Origin of the sequence: Streptomyces sp. 3211.6, from assembly GCF_003634815.1 — a bacterium.
Classification (GTDB): Bacteria; Actinomycetota; Actinomycetes; order Streptomycetales; family Streptomycetaceae; genus Streptomyces; species Streptomyces katrae_A.
In genome coordinates this window covers 191604-208132 of sequence record NZ_RBXC01000001.1, presented here as the reverse complement: position 1 = coordinate 208132, position 16529 = coordinate 191604, and the positions used below count along the sequence as shown (strand labels likewise).

The 16529-nt window shown below is 71.1% G+C and carries 21 protein-coding genes and 1 pseudogene; 17 read left to right on the top strand and 5 right to left on the bottom strand.

Features of this window, described 5'->3' with window-relative positions; all coding sequences use genetic code 11:
- Positions 1-472 precede the first annotated feature (472 nt).
- Positions 473-1347, top strand: a protein-coding gene (locus BX286_RS00980; protein WP_398897999.1) for an IS5 family transposase whose coding sequence is annotated in 2 segments (ribosomal slippage) — positions 473-863 and positions 863-1347 — 876 coding nt in all. Because the reading frame shifts where the segments join, the coding sequence is not laid out codon by codon here.
- 81 nt (positions 1348-1428) lie between these two features.
- On the opposite strand, the gene BX286_RS00975 is transcribed toward BX286_RS00980, so the two are convergent.
- Together BX286_RS00975 and BX286_RS00965 are read right to left on the bottom strand one after the other, a co-directional pair.
- On the bottom strand, positions 1429-1797 hold the full coding sequence (locus BX286_RS00975; RefSeq protein ID WP_100862040.1) for a hypothetical protein: 369 nt from the start codon (positions 1795-1797) through the stop codon (positions 1429-1431).
- Between the two features lie 840 nt (positions 1798-2637).
- Entirely contained in the window at positions 2638-2934 is a 297-nt protein-coding gene (locus tag BX286_RS00965; RefSeq protein WP_079431375.1) for a helix-turn-helix domain-containing protein, read from the bottom strand.
- Positions 2935-3268: 334 nt separating this feature from the next.
- On the opposite strand from BX286_RS00965, the gene BX286_RS00960 reads away from it, so the two are divergent.
- The 4 genes from BX286_RS00960 to BX286_RS37235 all read left to right on the top strand — a co-directional run bounded on the left by BX286_RS00960 (position 3269) and on the right by BX286_RS37235 (position 5687).
- Complete coding sequence (locus BX286_RS00960; RefSeq protein WP_079431376.1) at positions 3269-3562, top strand: DUF1330 domain-containing protein; 294 nt, start codon at positions 3269-3271, stop codon at positions 3560-3562.
- A gap of 3 nt (positions 3563-3565) precedes the next feature.
- Entirely contained in the window at positions 3566-4498 is a 933-nt protein-coding gene (locus BX286_RS00955) for a PhzF family phenazine biosynthesis protein (protein ID WP_261993288.1), read from the top strand.
- Between the two features lie 144 nt (positions 4499-4642).
- Complete coding sequence (locus tag BX286_RS00950) at positions 4643-5191, top strand: hypothetical protein (protein ID WP_107438376.1); 549 nt, start codon at positions 4643-4645, stop codon at positions 5189-5191.
- Positions 5192-5270: 79 nt separating this feature from the next.
- Positions 5271-5687, top strand: a complete 417-nt coding sequence (locus BX286_RS37235; protein ID WP_398897995.1) for a hypothetical protein — start codon at positions 5271-5273, stop codon at positions 5685-5687.
- Between the two features lie 73 nt (positions 5688-5760).
- On the opposite strand, the pseudogene BX286_RS00940 reads toward BX286_RS37235, so the two are convergent.
- Together BX286_RS00940 and BX286_RS00935 are read right to left on the bottom strand one after the other, a co-directional pair.
- Positions 5761-6393: pseudogene (locus tag BX286_RS00940) on the bottom strand (LuxR C-terminal-related transcriptional regulator); the annotation flags it as partial.
- Complete coding sequence (locus BX286_RS00935) at positions 6381-7622, bottom strand: sensor histidine kinase (protein WP_121014323.1); 1242 nt, start codon at positions 7620-7622, stop codon at positions 6381-6383. The pseudogene BX286_RS00940 and the gene BX286_RS00935, both read right to left, overlap by 13 nt.
- A 113-nt stretch (positions 7623-7735) precedes the next feature.
- Between BX286_RS00935 and BX286_RS00930 the strand changes: the two genes are divergently transcribed.
- The 5 genes from BX286_RS00930 to BX286_RS00915 all read left to right on the top strand — a co-directional run bounded on the left by BX286_RS00930 (position 7736) and on the right by BX286_RS00915 (position 11503).
- Entirely contained in the window at positions 7736-8638 is a 903-nt protein-coding gene (locus BX286_RS00930; protein ID WP_100862037.1) for a CPBP family intramembrane glutamic endopeptidase, read from the top strand.
- A gap of 131 nt (positions 8639-8769) precedes the next feature.
- A complete protein-coding gene (locus tag BX286_RS00925; RefSeq protein ID WP_121014322.1) occupies positions 8770-9606 on the top strand; it encodes a CPBP family intramembrane glutamic endopeptidase in 837 nt (278 codons plus the stop codon).
- Positions 9603-10211 (top strand): sensor domain-containing protein, encoded by a 609-nt coding sequence (locus BX286_RS37230; RefSeq protein WP_261993286.1) that lies wholly within the window; start codon positions 9603-9605, stop codon positions 10209-10211. The genes BX286_RS00925 and BX286_RS37230 overlap by 4 nt, the downstream gene beginning before the upstream one ends.
- Before the next feature lie 36 nt (positions 10212-10247).
- Positions 10248-10895 carry a sensor histidine kinase gene (locus BX286_RS37225; RefSeq protein WP_261993285.1) on the top strand — a complete coding sequence of 216 codons (648 nt, stop codon included), beginning with the start codon at positions 10248-10250 and terminating at the stop codon, positions 10893-10895.
- Positions 10859-11503 carry a response regulator transcription factor gene (locus BX286_RS00915; protein ID WP_079431382.1) on the top strand — a complete coding sequence of 215 codons (645 nt, stop codon included), beginning with the start codon at positions 10859-10861 and terminating at the stop codon, positions 11501-11503. The genes BX286_RS37225 and BX286_RS00915 overlap by 37 nt, the downstream gene beginning before the upstream one ends.
- Positions 11504-11522: 19 nt before the next feature.
- On the opposite strand, the gene BX286_RS00910 is transcribed toward BX286_RS00915, so the two are convergent.
- Positions 11523-11828, bottom strand: coding sequence for a hypothetical protein (locus BX286_RS00910; protein WP_148710238.1), 306 nt, complete (start codon positions 11826-11828; stop codon positions 11523-11525).
- 54 nt (positions 11829-11882) lie between these two features.
- Between BX286_RS00910 and BX286_RS00905 the strand changes: the two genes are divergently transcribed.
- From BX286_RS00905 to BX286_RS37220, 7 genes are all read left to right on the top strand, one after another.
- The gene (locus BX286_RS00905) at positions 11883-12362 is read left to right on the top strand and encodes an HAD family hydrolase (RefSeq protein ID WP_121014320.1); all 480 of its coding nucleotides are present in this window, start codon (positions 11883-11885) and stop codon (positions 12360-12362) included.
- 237 nt (positions 12363-12599) lie between these two features.
- Entirely contained in the window at positions 12600-13211 is a 612-nt protein-coding gene (locus BX286_RS00900; protein WP_121014319.1) for a hypothetical protein, read from the top strand.
- Between the two features lie 247 nt (positions 13212-13458).
- Positions 13459-14133, top strand: coding sequence for a hypothetical protein (locus tag BX286_RS00895; RefSeq protein ID WP_121017471.1), 675 nt, complete (start codon positions 13459-13461; stop codon positions 14131-14133).
- Positions 14134-14385: 252 nt separating this feature from the next.
- Complete coding sequence (locus BX286_RS00885) at positions 14386-15036, top strand: hypothetical protein (RefSeq protein ID WP_121014318.1); 651 nt, start codon at positions 14386-14388, stop codon at positions 15034-15036.
- A gap of 43 nt (positions 15037-15079) precedes the next feature.
- Positions 15080-15811 carry a hypothetical protein gene (locus BX286_RS00880; RefSeq protein ID WP_148710237.1) on the top strand — a complete coding sequence of 244 codons (732 nt, stop codon included), beginning with the start codon at positions 15080-15082 and terminating at the stop codon, positions 15809-15811.
- A 31-nt stretch (positions 15812-15842) separates the two neighbouring features.
- Entirely contained in the window at positions 15843-16361 is a 519-nt protein-coding gene (locus BX286_RS00875) for a group II intron maturase-specific domain-containing protein (RefSeq protein ID WP_315974680.1), read from the top strand.
- Complete coding sequence (locus tag BX286_RS37220) at positions 16267-16518, top strand: HNH endonuclease (protein WP_261993666.1); 252 nt, start codon at positions 16267-16269, stop codon at positions 16516-16518. Before BX286_RS00875 ends, BX286_RS37220 begins: the two co-directional genes overlap by 95 nt.
- Positions 16519-16529 lie beyond the last annotated feature (11 nt).

Sequence of the window (16529 nt, the reverse complement as noted above, 5' to 3'; positions counted from 1 at the left end):
GACCAGGGGGACCGCACTCGCTTGCGGAGCAGTGTGAAGCCGGCCCGGCCGAACATCTGGCGCTTGAGGATCTTGATCCGGTTGGCGTGTCCTTCGACGACGTCAGAGTTCCAGGGCAGTGTGAGTCCGGCGATGACCGCGTCGCGGTCTCGTCGCCGGCTGGACCGGGCAGGTGGCGTAGGGGTCGCCGGGCGACACCCGGTGCAGATCGCCGTCGCCTCCGGCGACGGCGGGCGTCGCGCCGGACAGCGTGGCCAGGAACAGGGCGGAGCTCGCGGCGACGGTTCTGAGGGTGGGCGTGGCGCGCACGCTAGGCCGGCGGACGGTCACGCCCGCCGACTCCGGGGCTCGGTGGGGCCGAAAGTCACCCGGATTGGTGCGGGTCGGGCGGGCTCCGGCCATCGACCGCGACAAGAGCCCGTTACTAGGGTCTGTTGCGAAAGTTGATCAAGGTTCGGGTTGATCACTGTCCGTGGGACGTGGTGATCTGACGAACGGCCAGTGGGAGCGTCTGGAGCCGTTGCTGCCGGTAGGCAAAAAGCCGGGCCGTCCGCGGACATGGAGCCGTCGGCAGTTGATCGACGGCATACGGTGGCGGACGCGGACCGGTGCGCCCTGGCGTGACCTGCCGGAACGGTACGGGCCGTGGGACCGGGCCTACGACCTGTTCCGACGGTGGCAGCGTGATGGCACCTGGAAGCGGATCTTCGAGCAGCTTCAGGCCGAGGCCGACGCGAAAGGACTGATCACGTGGGACGTGAGCGTGGACTCCACCATCGCTCGCGCTCATCAGCACGCAGCCGGGGCGCGTAAAAAGGGGATCTCCAAAAGGAGCCTCCCGGAGGCGTCGATACCGAGCCGGACGACCACGGCCTCGGGCGCTCGCGCGGCGGGCTGACCACCAAGCTGCACCTGGCGGTCGAGCAGGGACAGAAACCACTGTCCCTGCTCGTGACCGCCGGCCAGCGGCACGACAGTCCCCAGTTCCAGCCGGTCCTCGACGGCATCCGGGTGTCCAAAACCGGACCCGGCCGCCCCCGCACGAAGCCGGACAGGGTCCGCGCGGACAAGGCGTACGGGTCCCGCGCAAACCGCGCCTACCTGCGCCGACGCGGCGTGAAGTGCACCATCTCGGAGAAGGCGGACCAGATCCGCAACCGCCAGAAGCTCGGCTCCCGAGGCGGCCGCCCGCCCAAGTTCGACAAGGATGACTACAAACAGCGGCACGCGGTCGAATGCGGGATCAACCGGCTCAAGCGCCACCGCGCGGTCGCCACGAGGTACGACAAACTCGCCGTCCGCTATCACGCGACCGTGCTGGTCGCAGCCATCAACGAGTGGCTATGACCAGCACTTTTGCAACAGTAGGGCGCCCGGGGCGGGGTTCAGTTGGCTGGTCTCCCGCCCCGGCCCCAGAGCGCGGCGTCTCTATGAGGTCGAAGACCTTTTGTAGGCACCGCAAGTCGGGGGGTTGATCAAGCTGTAGTTCGTGCAGACCCGGATGTATATGTAATGGCCCTCGGCCACGTTCGGACGGCACGTGATGGAACTCTTCGTAGGCCCACACGAGTCCTCACGGCCGTAGTCGGTGTACCACTCCGCCCAGGACTCAGGGTATGGAGAATCGGGGTCGTAGTTGTAGTGGGTGACGGTGATGACGTCGCCATAGCTCACGAAAGTGGCGCTTGCCAGGCCGCCGTTGGTTGCAGTTGTGTCGGCGATTGCTGTGCCGACTCCGGCGAACGTGATGGCTGCCGTTGCTGCGGCAACTACGGCGAAGCTCTTGACACGTCGCACTCCGGGCCTCCAGTGTCGTTGCGCTGAAATGGATCAAGCACGGACATGCCGTGCAAAATAGAAGCAGAGCCAAAGGGGGAGTAAAGAGGTATTTTCCAGCCAAGTCCTGGCGATGACTCGTGCGCCTAGACTCGAATCGACGCCGCTGGTTGTGGGCCGGGCGACTCCTCCCTCGCATTGAGCCAGGAGCGCCCCCGAGACCCTTCGCATCGGCCTCGGCCTGGAGCTGGGTGAGGATCCTCGCCCAGGGCTATCAGCTGCCGCCGCGTTCACACCTGCGGCCGACCCGGCTTGATGCCCGTCGGCAGCAGTGGCTCAAGCCGGGCCCACTGGCCGTTCGTCAGATCCCCACGTCCCACAGGGCATGATCATCAACGAACAAGATCCACTTTCGCAACAGACTCTAGACGCCGTCCGCATCGCCGACGCGCTGCGCAGCAGCCCGTAATCCGGTGTCACCTTGACGAGCCGAAGTCAGTAAACGTCAAGGTTATGTGCAGGCCGGAAGCAGGTGCCCCGGCCCGCTGCTGCGCCCCGCTGCCTGTGGGGCCGGCCGATGTGGTCACGGGCTTTGGCGAGGAGGCGTTCTGCGGTGCGGGTGCTGACGCCGTACCGGGCGCCGAGGGGCCGGCGGTGACGGCGGGGGCCGTCCCCCGTGCCGCGCCGCGTCCAGGGCGGCGGCGATCTCGGGCAGACGGAGACCCCCGCAACGCCTGGGCGTCGCCTTCACCCCTCTGCGCGGCGACGGGCCGGCGAGCGAGGGTCTCTCGCAGGCCGCGTGAGCCCGTGTCCCGAGTCGGCGGCCGTCACATCACCGCTCCACCTCGTCGGGCGTGACCTTCACGTCTCCGCGGGCTCCTGATCGTTGTGTTCTCGCTCCTGCGCCCAGGTGGTCGCCCATTCGTCGAGCGGACGAAGGGCATCACGGAGTGCTGTCCCCAGCCGAGTGAGCTCGTAGCCGTCGGCCGAGGGGGCGATGATCCCGCTCGACGCGAGTTCGCGGAGCCGCTGGTAGAGGACGCTGGATGACAGCCCTTCGCACCGTGCCAGCAGCGCGCGGGCGCCGAGCGGACCCGCACGCAGTTCCCAGAGAATTCGCAGCGCCCATCGACGGCCGAACAGGTCCATCGCGGCCATGAGGGGACGGCCGGTCGTCGATCCACGAACCGGTGTTCCTGGGCGCGGTGTCGGCATGACCCTCCTTGCGTTTCGTTATTCGAAACACTAGCATCCACCCCGGTGTTTCTGATTTCGAAACAAACTCGACGGGAGAGCCGAGGTCGCAGACAGCCCTGCTGGAACCGCAGTGCACCGACCAGGCCGGCGCACTGCTCGCGCGCATGACACCGCGGCTCTGATCGGCATCGGCGCCATGGTGATCACGACGCCGACAAGCCTCGCTCTCGCCCGTCGACACTCGTCCGAGACCAACCCGTAAGTCGGATGCACTCATCCCCACACTGGAGGTTCCATGCCCAAGGGCTACTGGGTCAGCGTCTACCGCACCATTTCAGATCCTGAGAAGCTGGCCGCTTACAACAAGCTGGCCCGCCTGGCCGTCGAGGCCGCGGGCGGCCGGACCATCGTCCGTGGCGGTCGGGTCGTGGCGCATGACGCCGGAATCGCCGAGCGCACCGTCGTGGTCGAGTTCGACAGCTTCGAGCAGGCCGTCGCGGCGCGCGAGAGTGCGGCCTACCAGGAGGCGCTGGTCGCCCTCTCCGATGGCGTCGAGCGCGACTTCCGCATCGTCGAAGGCATCGACTGACCGATGTCCTGGCCGGATGTCACGGTGGTTGATGCGTGCGTGCGGCGCGACGGCCGGGGCGGTAGCCCCACGGCCGTCACCGACGACGACCCGGCGGCGACGGACGCGGACCGGCGTGCGGTCGTCGCTGCGGCCGGCACCTCGCACGCGGCGTTCCTCGGCCCGGGGCGGACGCCGGACGGTGGCCGGCCGGTCCGGTTCTTCACCGCCACCGCCGAACTGCCCGGCTGCGGCCACGGCACCGTTGCCGCGCAGGCCGTCCGGTTGACCCGCACCGCGCTGGGCGAGCTGAACGACCGCCAGCACACCGGCGGGCGCACGTTCGACACCGCCGCGATCCGTCGCCCCGCCGGCGTCGAGGTGTGGTTCGACCAGGGCCTCGTCGCGCTGCGTCACCCGGCACCGGACGAGCGCGCCGCGATCGTCGCCGCGCTCGGGCTCACGGCGGACGATCCGCATCCGACCGACGCGCCCCGGATCGCCGCGCCCGGCGCACCACGCATGCTGGTACCGGTCCACGACCGGTCGGCGCTGCTCCGAGTCCGCCCACACCTCGGCAGGCTGGCAGCGGCGTGCCGGCGGTACGGGCTCCTCGGCTGTTTCGTGTACGTAGCGCCGGTGGGCGACCGGCCGGGTGCGGCGCGGATGTTCGCGCCGGCGATCGGTGTCGACGAGGACGTCGCCAACGCCAACAGCACCGGCTGCCTGGCCGCCCACCTGCTCGACACGACAGGGGCGCAGACGGTCGCGATCGAGGTGGAGCAGGGCGACACCCTCGGTCGACCGGCCAGCGTGCTCGCTTCGGCCCGACGCGGGCCGGCGGGCATCACGACCCGGGTCGGCGGGCTAGCGGTGGTCCGCGACGGAGCGCCTCCTGGGTGCGCCGCAGCGCGGCGGACAGCGCCGCGTACCCGATGGCCGGGGTCCGTGAGCTGACCTTCGGCAGGCCGCTGCCCGGCCCGGCCGCCGGCGGTGGGTCGTCTCTTTCGGGTTCTGCCGGTCAAGCCGGCGTCGTTCGGTGCCGTGCATCGGCGCGGGTCAGGCAAGATCGGGAAGAGACGACCTGGTCGAAGGAGAACCGTGAAGCTGTCGTTCGAGAAGCCCCCGGCATACGATCTGGGATCCGATGCCGACCTCGGCATGTGGCTGGCGGAGTGGGGCGAGTACGCGGACCGGATCGTCCACCTCGGTCCCGACGACGGCCGCAGCCACGGACAGCTGTGCTGGGACGTCCTGGCGCCCACGGGACTGCTTGCTCCGGACTGCGGCCGTTGCGACCACGGGCACGGCGGCCCGCGCTCCCCGGACCAGATGGAAGCCGCGCTGGCCAGGCGGATTCCCGCGGACGAGGTGCTGTCCTGGACGGCAGCCACGCTGGTTCGCCCCCTCGCTTACCGGGGCGGTGGTGCCGGCGGGGCGATGCGCCGCCTGGCCGAGGCCATCGCCGGCGGGCTGGCGGAGCTGTTGGGGCCGGACGCCGACTGGCGTGCCAACGGCCACGCCGCCTACCGGGAGGCGGCCCTGGGCAACGTCACGTGGACACCGGTCACCGAGGCCACCTTTGACGCGGCCGTGGTGGGAATCGGCAGTGGGCGAGCCGTGGTCGTCGTCGCCACGGACGAGGACTGAGGCGGCAGGAACGTTCCGGCGCGGCAACGGCGAGCCGGTCTCCCGGAAGTACACCACCGGCGCCGCGTGCGTCTTCAGCGTGCAGGTCCTGGAGGCCATGCGGAACCTCGGCCTGGACGTCTCCAAGGACGACGCCCACGGCTTCATGTGTGCCTGGCACCACGTCAACCACTACCTCGGCACGCCGGAGAAGTGGCTGCTGCCCAAGGACGCCGACGAGGTCGACCGCCTGTGGAAGCAGGAACGCGACAGGGAGTGGAAGAAGACCGACGACGGCGTCTTCATGACCACCCAGGCCGTCAAGTGCTACAAGAGTTCGCGGCCATCTCCGGCGGGGATGAGAACACCGTCCGGGAGGAGCATCGGGCGGCTGCGGGTTCCGGCCCGCGCTCCGATCACCTGTCAGGGTCCCGAGGGCCGGGCCGCCTGCGGGACAGTCCCGGCACCGACCACGGCGCGGTGCGTGCGGGCAGCCACCCTGGCCCGGCCCGTGTGACAGCGTCCGGCTCGGCCTTCGGCGCGCCCCGAGCGCCCTCCGTGAGAAGGGACGGCGGGGCGGGTCTCTGGGGGGCGCCGAGGTAGGTGAGGACCGCGAGGACGCGCCGGTGGCCGCTGTCCTCGGGTGGGAGTCCGAGCTTCAGGAAGATGTTGCCGACGTGCTTGTGCACGGCCCGCTCGGTGACGACGAGCCGATCGGCGATCTCGGAGTTGCCGTATCCCTGGGCCATCATCGCGAGTACCTCGCGTTCGCGTTCCGTCAGCCTGCTCAAGGGGTTGCCGCGCGTCGCGAGGAGTTGACGGACCACTTCGGGGTCGAGCGCGGTGCCGCCGGCCGCCACCCGGTGGAGGGCGTCGAGGAAGTCGTCGACGCGGGCGACCCGGTCCTTGAGCAGGTAGCCGACGCCGGTGCCGTCGGCGATCAACTCTCGGGCGTAGGTGTCCTCGACGTACTGTGAGAGCACGAGCACCGGGAGGCCGGGGATGTGCTCCCGGGCGCGGAGTGCGGCTCTGATGCCTTCGTCGGTGAAGGCCGGGGGGAGGCGGACGTCGACCACGGCCACGTCCGGGCGGTGGGTGAGCGCGCCCGTCACGAAGGAGTCGGCGTCCTCGGTGATGGCGAGCACGTCGTTCCCCAGGGCCTTCAGCATCGTGGAAAGTCCCTGGGCGAGGAGTACGTTGTCCTCGGCGATCAGGATGCGCACGGGCACTCCACGGTGATGACGGTGGGGCCGCCGGGCGGGCTCTGCACTCGCAGCACGCCGTCGACGGCCTCGACGCGCCGGCGCATGCCCCGCAGCCCGGTGCCGTGGCCCTCGGCGGCCCCGCCGCGGCCGTCGTCGGTGATCTCCGCGCGCAGCGTGTCGCCGGCCCTGGCCAGGGTGACCGACGCGGAGCGTGCGTGGCTGTGCTTGGCCGCGTTGGTGAGCGCCTCGGTCACGGCGAAGTAGACGGCGACCTCGACCTGCGCCGGTACCTCGCCCAGTTCGCCGAGGTGGGCGGCGGCGGGTACCGGGCAGCGGGCGACGACCGCCGAGAGCGCACCGGCCAGGCCCCGGTCGGCGAGGACCGGAGGGTAGATGGAGCGCAGGAAGTCGCGCAGTTCGGCCATCGCTTCCTCGGCGCCCTCCCGCGCCCGGGTCAGCAGCGGTCCCACGGCCTCGGGGTCGGAGCCGAGGGTCCGTTCGGCGAGGCCGAGCTGCATGGCGAGGGAGACCAGGCGGGCCTGGGTTCCGTCGTGCAGGTCGCGTTCGATGCGGCGCAGCTCGTCGCCGTGCGCAGTGATCGCCCCGGTGCGCGTACGGTTCAGGGCCGCCACACGTTCGGCGAGGACCGCGGCGGCCGAGGGGGCCAGCAGCCGCCGGCTCGATGCCGCTGCCAGCCTGGCGATCAGGGGCGGGCCGGTCAGGGCGAGCAGCACGCTCAGCACGAACTGGGGCACGCCGATGCGCAATGCGGATCCCCATCCGTCGATCGGGATGTTCATCATCACCTTGATCGGCTCGTCCGCAGGGAACACCCACCACAGTCCGACGAGGACGAGCACGGCCGCCGGGAACAGGAAGAGCACCGCGCCGATGAGCCCGAGCAGGGTTCCGGCGACCGCCATGCAGGGTGCCCAGCGCAGGTCGCGGCCGGTCGCCGGGTCCGACAGCACTGCCCTCAGAGTGCTTCGGGTGTGCGGTCCGGCCGGCGTGGTGGGGGTCGCCGCCCAGCGGCCCAGCCGACTGCGCTCGGCGTCGGCGAGCCGGCGCAGCAGCCGGAGTTCGAGCGGCAGGACGAGCAGGCCCACGCCGACGAGGCAGAGCACGGCCGAGTACACCAGTACGGGTACCAGCACGACCAGGGCCAGTCCGTGGGCGGCCGCGATCGCGCAGTACCCGGCGGCACGGGCCGAACGCGACACGTACGTACGGGTTGTCGATAGATCCATCACGGACCCAGTCTTCCTCTCCCGGCCTCCCGGCACAGTGGAGCTGGCTACACCATGAGCAGGGGAGCGCACACGATCGCCCCGGTCCTCCGGCGGTTCGTAGCGTCGCCGTCATGAAACGAGCGAACTCGCGAGAACGTCCGAGCCACGGGCTCATCTCTTTCCTGGTGATCAGCTTCGTCGGCGCGTGGCTGACCATGGTCCCCCTGTGGCTCGACGGCCTGCGCCGGACGAGCGCCGCGCAGGAGACGCCGCCGCTCGCGGCGTTGTGCATGATCCTGATGATGCTGGTGCCGGCCCTGACCGCCTTCGGCCTCACGGCGCACCGGCAGGGGGCGCGCGAGGCCGTGCGCGTCCTCGGCCTCCTGCGGTCCACACCATGGCGGCACGAACTGCGCTGCGTGGCAGGGGCGCTCACGGTCCCGCTCGGCCTCACCGCCGTCGGCCTGGCCGTCTCCACCCTCGCTGGCTGGTACGTCCCCGCGCACCTGCCCGGGCCCGGCACGGTCGCGCTGCTCGTGCTGAGCGCGCTGGTGTCCCTACCGCTGTACTTCGGGGAGGAACTCGGCTGGCAGGGCTACATGCTGCCCAGGCTGGTGCAGCGCGGCAGAATCCGCGGCCTGCTGCTCGGCGGGGCGATCTGGGGGGCGTGGCACGTCCCGATGACGGCGCTCGGCGGGAGCTATCCCGGCCATCCGGTGGTGCTGGGGATACCGGCCGCTGTGGTGACCGCGACGCTGCTCGGAACGGTGATCGCGGCCGTCCGGCTGGCGACCGGGTCGGTGTGGGCGGCCGTGGCGGCGCACGTGTCGCTCAACGAGTTCGCGCTGCCCCTGACCCGCCACGTCGCGGGCGCGCTCGTCGACCCGCTGCTCGCGGGGCCGCTGAGCATCGCGACCTGGCCGGCGAGCACCCTCGCGGTGGTGGGCGTCTGGCTGGCGTACCGACGCCGCGGCGGACCCGGCACGGCGGCCGACGGCGTGGTGGCCGGCGCGTCCAGGCATACCTCGCCGTAGGCGCCGTGCGAGGGGTGCATCCAGGTTCACCCCAGCCCGGGTGCCAGGTGCAGTGGCCTGCCGGGCGCCGCGCGGCATCGTGGTCCGCGTAGGGATTCGACGGATTCATCGGGCGAACGGGGAAGGTGCTCATGGAGCGCGTGGACGGGGACTTCGCGGGGCGGACGGAGCGTCGGGGTGGAGTGTGGGGCACCGTGGGCGTGTTCACGGTCGTCGCCTCCCTGGCGGCCGGGACGCTGGGGGCGGTACAGCCGGCGACCGGGATACCGCAGGAGGTCGTGCAACTGACCCAGTTCGGGCCGGCCCTCGCGGTGGGCGCGGTCGCGCTGTACCGGCGCCGGCGGACGCGCGAGCTGCTGCGGGGCGCCGGGGCGGGGGCTGGTCCGCACCCCCTCGGCGGTGCGGTGCTGCTCGGTGCGGCCGGGCTGATCGTCGTGCTCTGCGTGCTCGGGTACTACGCGGTCCGCGGGGAGGCGCCCTTCACGTCGCCGGGGTCCCTGCAACAGCCTTTCGCGCTGATCATGGTGGCGCAGCTGGTGGGGGCCTGTGGGGAGGAGGTCGGCTGGCGCTGCTTCCTCCAGCCGCTGCTGCGCACCCGTCTGGGGACGGTCGCCGCCTCGGTGACGGTGGGTGTGCTGTGGGGGGTCTGGCACGTGCAGGTCTTCGCGCAGGCGCCCGCCTACGCCGCCGGGTTCCTCGTGGCCACGGTGGCGATGTCGGTGGTCCTGGGCATCGCGCTCGACGGCCTGGGCGGGTGGCGGCGGCTGCTGTACGCGGGCGGCTTCCACGCCCTGGTCAACCTCGGACTGCTCCTGTTCCTGGACGAGGAGTCCGGAGCCGTCCCGCCCATGCTCTGCTTCGGACTGTCCTGTCTGGTGGTGGCCACGCTCGCGGTCGTCCTCCGCGGCGGCCGGCGTGCACCGGCACGGGCGGCGGTGCACGCAGCGGCTACCCTGCACAGGACATGAGTTCGACATCACGCCCTTTCCGTGCGGAGTTGTCCCGCCGCTCGGCCGCCGTCGGCCGCTGTCACCTCGCCGGGCTGCTGGGCCTGCGGGTGGCGGCCGTCGGGGCCGGCGTCGTGGGAGCCCTGCTCCTGCTGCCCGTCGGCGTGGGCCTGCGGCTGCTGCCGCCCGGCGCAGCCGCGTTGCGCCGCTGCGCCGACCGCGCCCGCCACCGGGCGGAGCAGTGGTCGGGGGTGCGGATCACCACGCCCGATCCGCTCCCGCGGACCGCGGGGGCCCGCGGGGTCCTGGCGGACGCGGGGTTCTGGCGGGACCTGTCCTGGGCGTGGCTGGAGCCGCTGGTGGGCGGCCTGCTGGTCGCCCTGCCGCCGTCCCTGGTCGTCTACGGGCTCTTCGGGGTGCTCGTGCAGCCCTTCGTGTGGCGGCTCCTGGACGACGGCAACTGGTACGCCTTCGTCCCCGTGCACAGCACCGCCCTGATGCTCGCGGCGACCGTACTGGGCCTGGGTTTCACCGCCGCAGGGCTGCTCCTCGCCCCGCCCGTCCTGCGCCTGCACGCCCGGTGGGGGCGCCGGCTGCTCGCCGCCCCGCGCGTCACCGAACTCTGACGCCGAGTCGAAGAGCTGACGGACAGCCGGACCGAGGTGCTGGACCGGCAGGCGGCCGAACTGCGGCGCATCGAGCGGGACCTGCACGACGGGGCTCAGGCGCGGCTCGTCGCCCTCGGGATGCGCCTGGACAGCGCGACGCGGCTGCTGGAGGTGGATCCGCCGACCGCCCGGGCCGCGCTGCTGGAGGTGCGCGAACTGTCCGGGCGGGCCCTCGAAGACCTGCGCGGCCTGGTCCGGGGCATCCAGCCGCCAGTCCTGATCGACCGCGGCCTGGGCGACGCCGTACGCTCCCTGGCCCTTGACAGCTTCCTCGACGTGGACGTCGAGGTACGGCTGGCGGGGCGGCTGCCGGCCGCCGTGGAGTCGGCCGCCTACTTCGCGGTCAACGAACTGCTGGCCAACGCGGCGAAGCACTCCGCCGCCGGCCGGGTGGACATCCGCCTCGCGCACGAGGACGAGGGCGAGGAAGCGGGCGCCAGAGGCCCGCGGCTGCGCGTGACCGTCACCGACGACGGCCGCGGCGGCGCGGACCCCTCCCGGGGGACCGGGCTGCTCGGCGTCCGGGAGCGATTGGCTACCTTCGACGGGAGCCTCGTCCTGCACAGCCCGCAGGGCGGCCCCACCACCGTCATCCTGGAGATCCCGTGCGCGTCGTCCTTGCCGAAGACCTCTTCCTGCTGAGGGACGGCCTGGTCCGCACGCTCACCGAGCACGGCTTCGACGTCGTCGCCGCCGTCGACAACGGCCCCGGCCTCCTGCGCGCCCTGCTGGAGGAGCCGCCGGACGTGGCGGTCGTCGACGTACGCCTGCCGCCGACCCACACCGACGAGGGCCTCCAGGCCGCCCTCGAAGCCCGGCGCCACCACCGCGGCCTGCCCGTGCTCGTGCTCTCGCAGTACGTCGACCAGCTCTACGCGAACGAGCTCCTGTCGAGCGAAGACGGCGCCGTGGGCTACCTGCTGAAGGACCGGGTCACCGACACCGGCCAGTTCATCGACGCCGTACGCCGCGTAGCCGCGGGCGGCACCGTCCTGGACCCGCAGGTCATCGGACGCCTGCTGGCACGCGGCGAGGCCCGCGGCACCATATCCGCCCTCACCCCGCGCGAACGCGACGTCCTGGAATTGATGGCGGAAGGCCGCTCCAACGCCGCCATCGCGGGGACCCTGTACTTCAGCGAGAGCGCCGTCGCCAAGCACACCGCGAGCATCTTCACGAAGCTCGGCATCGCCCCCTCCACCGAGGACAACCGGCGGGTCCTCGCCGTCCTCGCCTACCTGCGCCGCTGACGCTCGCCGGCGCCCGTCTCTAGCGGACGGCTCCGGCGGCGAGGGTGACTTGAGCGGTCCATGACCAGGGCTCCCGAGGGGGATCCCAGCTCACCTCGACGTCGGTGTCGTGGAAGTCGCGCGCGAGTTCCGTCACCATCTGGGCCGCCGCGGCTCGCGCGTCTTGTGGGCCGGTGTTGACCGGCACGTCCAGACGCCCGCAGAGCATGCCGCCTTCCACGGTGAGGACGCTGTGGCGCCAGCCCTCTGGCGTCGCCAACAGCACGATCCCCTTCGGGCTGCCCCAGTCGGGCCGCTTCTTCTTCTCCTTCTTGCGTCTCACCATGCGGCTATCCAACATCGTCGGGTTCGTGGCGATGAGGTTGGCTGGCAGCTCAGCTTGCCGTCCGCCCGCGTCGGCATCCTCACCGACCAGGAGTGGGCCGACAACGTCGCCGACCGCCTCGCCGACGACTACGGCCCCGCCGTATGCCACAACCTCGGACCCTGGCGCGCCGACCGAGGTGAACGCGACGACACCATGGTCGAACTCCTCGACCGGATCCGCCGCCACATGCCCGTCGGCGTCCTGTCCAACTGCACCGACGCCCTTCCCGCCGACCTCGAACACCACAACATCACCTTCGACCACGTCTTCTCCTCCGCGAGCCTCGGCGTCGACAAACCCTCCCCCCACGCCTTCCGCACCGCCGTCGACCGCATGGACATCCCCACCCAGCGCCTGGCGTACTTCGACGACGAACCCACCTTCGTCCACGCCGCTTCCACCACCGGACTCCGCGCCCACCTCTTCACCGGACCCAAGGACTTCGCCACCCAGATGCAGAAGTTCGGCCTGCCCCTCGGCATCCCCGCCTGACCGCCACACCGCGTAGGGCTGCGCTGACCCAGACCGCGCAGCCCGACGCTCAGCGGCGTTACAGTGGCGGTCACTCCGTCGAGCGGCTGACCGGAGTCCTCCCGGCACACCCCTTCTTCGTGGTCAGCCTTCGGGACGGATTTCCTCCGTTCGCCTGACCAGAGGACGCCGGTGCGCGAAGGTCGTGGCAGACGGGCCCGCGGCCGGGCGGGCTCTGCCAGGCGGTGAAGGGGCGTTATGGCCGGCGACAGGGAGACGTGGACGACGGAGGAGTTCGGGACCTCCCACGAGGGCTGGGTCGGGGTCCTCCTGGCCGACGGGACCGTGCCCGCGCCGGCGCTCTTCGATACCGGTTCGGGCTCCGATGTCCACCGGACGTCTCACTGGTCCGTCTACGACGGCCGCTTCACGCACATCCCGCGCGCGGCGGCGCTCCGCGGAACCTGCTCGTGCGGATGGAGCGGCCCCGAACACCCCTTGGACTGGGACGCGATCGGCAGGCAGGATCTGGAGGACGCCGCCGACGAACAGGCGGACGCGTGCTGCCAGGAGTGGGACGAGCACACGACCGCCGTCGAAGCGGCCACGATCCCGCTCCCCGAGTCCGTCACCCACCTCCTTGAGCAACTGCAAGCCGAGATCGGCAAGCTCGGCGACGACTCGCCCCTCGCCGCGGTCCGTGCGGTCCGCCGGCTGGAGGCCGCCGCCCGCGCGGCGGGGTACTGGGTCGCCCGCTCCGCCCAGCACGACGCCACCCCGGCGCAAGCTGCGACCGCGCTGGGCCTGACCGAGGCCGCCGCCCGCCGCGAACTCGCCCGGCTCGGCCGCTGGAGCCCGTACCAGCCTTGACGACCGCCGCTGAAGGTTCGGAGGCCATCAAGGCCGTGCCCGGCGCATCGTCGCCGACGCGTTCGGCCTGGGACCGTCCGTGCGCGTGGGGGCGCCGGCCCCGATCGCGTGCGTACCCGGCCTCGGTACTGGTGGGCCCGCGTATTCAACTGTCGCGAGTTGCCCCACCTGACTCCGGCACTGCTACTGAGCGTGATAGCCCTTGGGGAAGATTCTGAGTGTCAGGGGTATCCGGTTGGATGAGCACGTGACTGTCTATGACGTAGCTCGCCAGTTCCCTTCGATCGCTGACCTGCGGAACCTGTGCCGCTCGCTGGCGATGCTCGACGCGATCCTGAGCCCGGACTGGGAAGGCCGGTATTACTCCTTCAACGCTGGCTGGGCCGACGACGAGGAGATGGCCTCGATGCGCAACGGGTCGGGGAACGAGTACTCCATCGTGTTCTCGGCGGCCGGGGCCTACGTCCGTGGCTTCGACCACGAAGCACCGATGAGCCCGTACGGCAACGACGGCGAGCCCTGGCCGGGAGTGATCGACGAGGTTCCGGAGGTCTTCAAGCCCTTCGTCGAAGAGCCAGCGTTCACCGACGAGGATGACGTCCCCGTCGTGACGGCCTGCCTGTGGCGGGAGGCAACGGATGATCGGTGGCGGCACGGCGTGATCGACTTCCCCGCCGGGTGTTCCGACCCGGACGGGGCAACAGGCCTGTTCGAGCTCCTGGTCGACCGCTCGCCGGAAGCGTTCCGGCGCTTCGCCGAGGACTACTACGAGGTTCCTGTCGACCTGGAAGCGGTGCGCGACGTGTATGCCTTGCGACCGCTGAGCCAGAAGCTGGTGTCATCGCTGAACGCGGAGGTCACCCTCGCAGACCTGGCCGAGGACCTCGCCGAGATCGGCTACCGCAGCCGGCGCGGGACGTGATCTGAGCTTCAACCGTCAGTGAGTGGAGAGGGACCGCACGCCACGGCGGCCACGCCGACATCATCCGCGAGAGCCTGGACGGCGCCACCCTCTACCCCGCTGATGGCCGCCGCCGAGCAGTGGCCCGACCCGTGGTCCGAGCCCTGGGAGCCCGCCGCGCCCGCCGGCTGAGGGCTACGGGCCGTCAGAAGTCGTGCCCCGTCGGCCGGGTATGGCCGAGGCGCTCTTGCGGACCGGTCCTACGCTGGAGGCATGGCCATCGATCCCTTGCTGAGACAAGGCCCCGACTCGACGGATCTGGTCCTGCGCGCCGGCCCGACCGGGCCGGTGTGGAACGTGCTGGCCTCGGCGGGGCCGGCGCTGTTCACTCCGCTCGCCCTGGGCGTGCCGACCCTGTGCGTCGCCTTGTGGATGGCGCTGGCCGGGGCGCGGGCGTCGACCGTGTTCGTGGTGGTGGGGGTGATCGCCGGGCTGGAGTACCTGATCGGCTGGCCGGTGCTGGCCTTTTCCCGGGCCCGGGACATCCTGCGGGTGGAGTTCGCGCCGGCCACGGTGCCCGCGTCCCTGCGGTTGGTCCGGGCCGCCGGGCCGGACGACTGGCTGCCCGTCGAGACGCTGCGCGAGGTGCGGCTGACGCACAAGGTGGTGGAGCCGTACCAGGGGGACTACAAGCCGGCCGTCTCCACGCTCGCGCTGGAACTCGTCCTGCGGGGCGAACGGGAGCGGCTGGCGCTCCCGGACGGCGGCGACCCGCAGCGGCTCGCCGACGCGTTGAAGGCCCTGCTCGGCCCGGCTGGGGTCGTGGTGTGGCTGCGCACCGAGCGCAGCACGCGCGACCGGCCGCAGACCAACTCCAGCTGGACATCCGGCGGTTCGGCCTCGGCCGGCTCGGGTGGCGGCTGACCCCGGGCTGCCCGTTGCGCTCCCCGGCCGGGGAGCGCCCGCTGTGGCAGCGATCAGCCGCCGGAACAGCGGCGTGCCGACTACCGCGCGACATGTCCTGCCACTGCCGGGTGACGCGAAGGTCAGGCAGGCGGCGGTTCAAGCGTTCTCGGCGTGGGGAACCGCCGTGGTGCCGCTGCTCCAGGCGGTCCGCATCGACGGTCCCGGGGCGGCGCGCGCGGGTGCTCTGGAAGCCTTGGCGGAGATCGGCGGCGAGGCGGTGATGAGCGCCCGTGACACCGCGGCACTGGAACGGCTGGCCAGGATCGAAATCGCCGGCGACACGCCGGTTCCGCTCTCCTGCTGCTGCCTCTCCTGGATCGCGGTGCCTACCGGGGACCAGGCCGGCGTCATGGAGATGCTCGGGCTGTCGCAGCCGCGTCCGGTCCCGTTCTCCGTCGTCGTGTATGCCGCGGACATCGACAGCCACGGGGGCCTCGACGCCGATCCACTCGATGTGTACCGCAGAGTGTTCGTTACTCCCGAGCTCGCCGGCTGGACCTTGGTCGGTTCCTGGTGCGATCCCAGTACCACCGAACGCCAGAACGAGGTCCTCGAAGCATGCGAACACCCCAGCGCCCCCTTCGGTCGCGCGCAGGCCTACTGGTGGAGCGCCTCGCAGGACGGCTCGGCGGACCTGATCGCTGGCTCAGGCTCCGGATCCCTGAAGCGCGCTGGGTTCCGGGCCACTACTGGGCCCGCCTCCGGGGCGTTGTGCGGGGTATGGGACGGATGAAGCCGGGGCGTACGCGCCGGGCGAGGCTGGAGTGCGGGCGCTGCGGTACGTGGGCGCCGAGGGATTGGATGTCGGCGGCTGGTCCGCGTATTACCGGACGGTGGTGTCCAGCCGGACGTTCTCGGCACTGGACAGCTATGTGTGGATGCTCACCTACAAGTGGGCCAAGCGCACCCACCCGAAGAAGTCGAAGCACTGGATCGTGAACAAGTACTTCGGCAGGCTCAACCGATCTAAGGCGAACAACTGGGTATTCGGTGACCGCCCCACAGGCGCACACCTTCCCAAGTTCGCCTGGACCAACATCAGACGGCATCAGCTGGTCAGAGGTAAGTCGTCACCCGACGATCCTGCCCTCCGCGGCTACTGGAGCCAACGCCGTCAACGCGGACACCGCCACCGATGGATAAGATCAGCCTCACTCTGGCGGCCCGCCAGAAGGGAATCTGTCCGCTGTGCGGCAAACGCTCATCGCCGGCGCAGAATTCGAGCCCGACAGTCCACGCGAATGGATCGATTGGTTCGACGCGATGAAGAAGCGGTTGCATAAACACCACTTCACCTACCGGCGGCATGGCGGCTCCGATGAGAGCAAGAATCTTCGGCTCGTCCACTCGGAATGCCATCGCCGGCACCATTCAGGCGACGGCGACGGCGACCGGAAAAGAGCAGAACCTGTGAAGCCTTCAGGCTTGCTTGAGCCGTGATGCGTGGAAAC

Bases quoted from the DNA above. Each gene is read 5' to 3' on its own strand.
- BX286_RS00965 (WP_079431375.1), bottom strand. From the start codon at position 2,934: ATGGCCGCGATGGACCTGTTCGGCCGTCGATGGGCGCTGCGAATTCTC.
- BX286_RS00960 (WP_079431376.1), top strand. From the start codon at position 3,269: ATGCCCAAGGGCTACTGGGTCAGCGTCTACCGCACCATTTCAGATCCT.
- BX286_RS00955 (WP_261993288.1), top strand. From the start codon at position 3,566: ATGTCCTGGCCGGATGTCACGGTGGTTGATGCGTGCGTGCGGCGCGAC.
- BX286_RS00935 (WP_121014323.1), bottom strand. From the start codon at position 7,622: ATGGATCTATCGACAACCCGTACGTACGTGTCGCGTTCGGCCCGTGCC.
- BX286_RS00930 (WP_100862037.1), top strand. From the start codon at position 7,736: ATGAAACGAGCGAACTCGCGAGAACGTCCGAGCCACGGGCTCATCTCT.
- BX286_RS00925 (WP_121014322.1), top strand. From the start codon at position 8,770: ATGGAGCGCGTGGACGGGGACTTCGCGGGGCGGACGGAGCGTCGGGGT.
- BX286_RS37230 (WP_261993286.1), top strand. From the start codon at position 9,603: ATGAGTTCGACATCACGCCCTTTCCGTGCGGAGTTGTCCCGCCGCTCG.
- BX286_RS00910 (WP_148710238.1), bottom strand. From the start codon at position 11,828: ATGGTGAGACGCAAGAAGGAGAAGAAGAAGCGGCCCGACTGGGGCAGC.
- BX286_RS00900 (WP_121014319.1), top strand. From the start codon at position 12,600: ATGGCCGGCGACAGGGAGACGTGGACGACGGAGGAGTTCGGGACCTCC.
- BX286_RS00885 (WP_121014318.1), top strand. From the start codon at position 14,386: ATGGCCATCGATCCCTTGCTGAGACAAGGCCCCGACTCGACGGATCTG.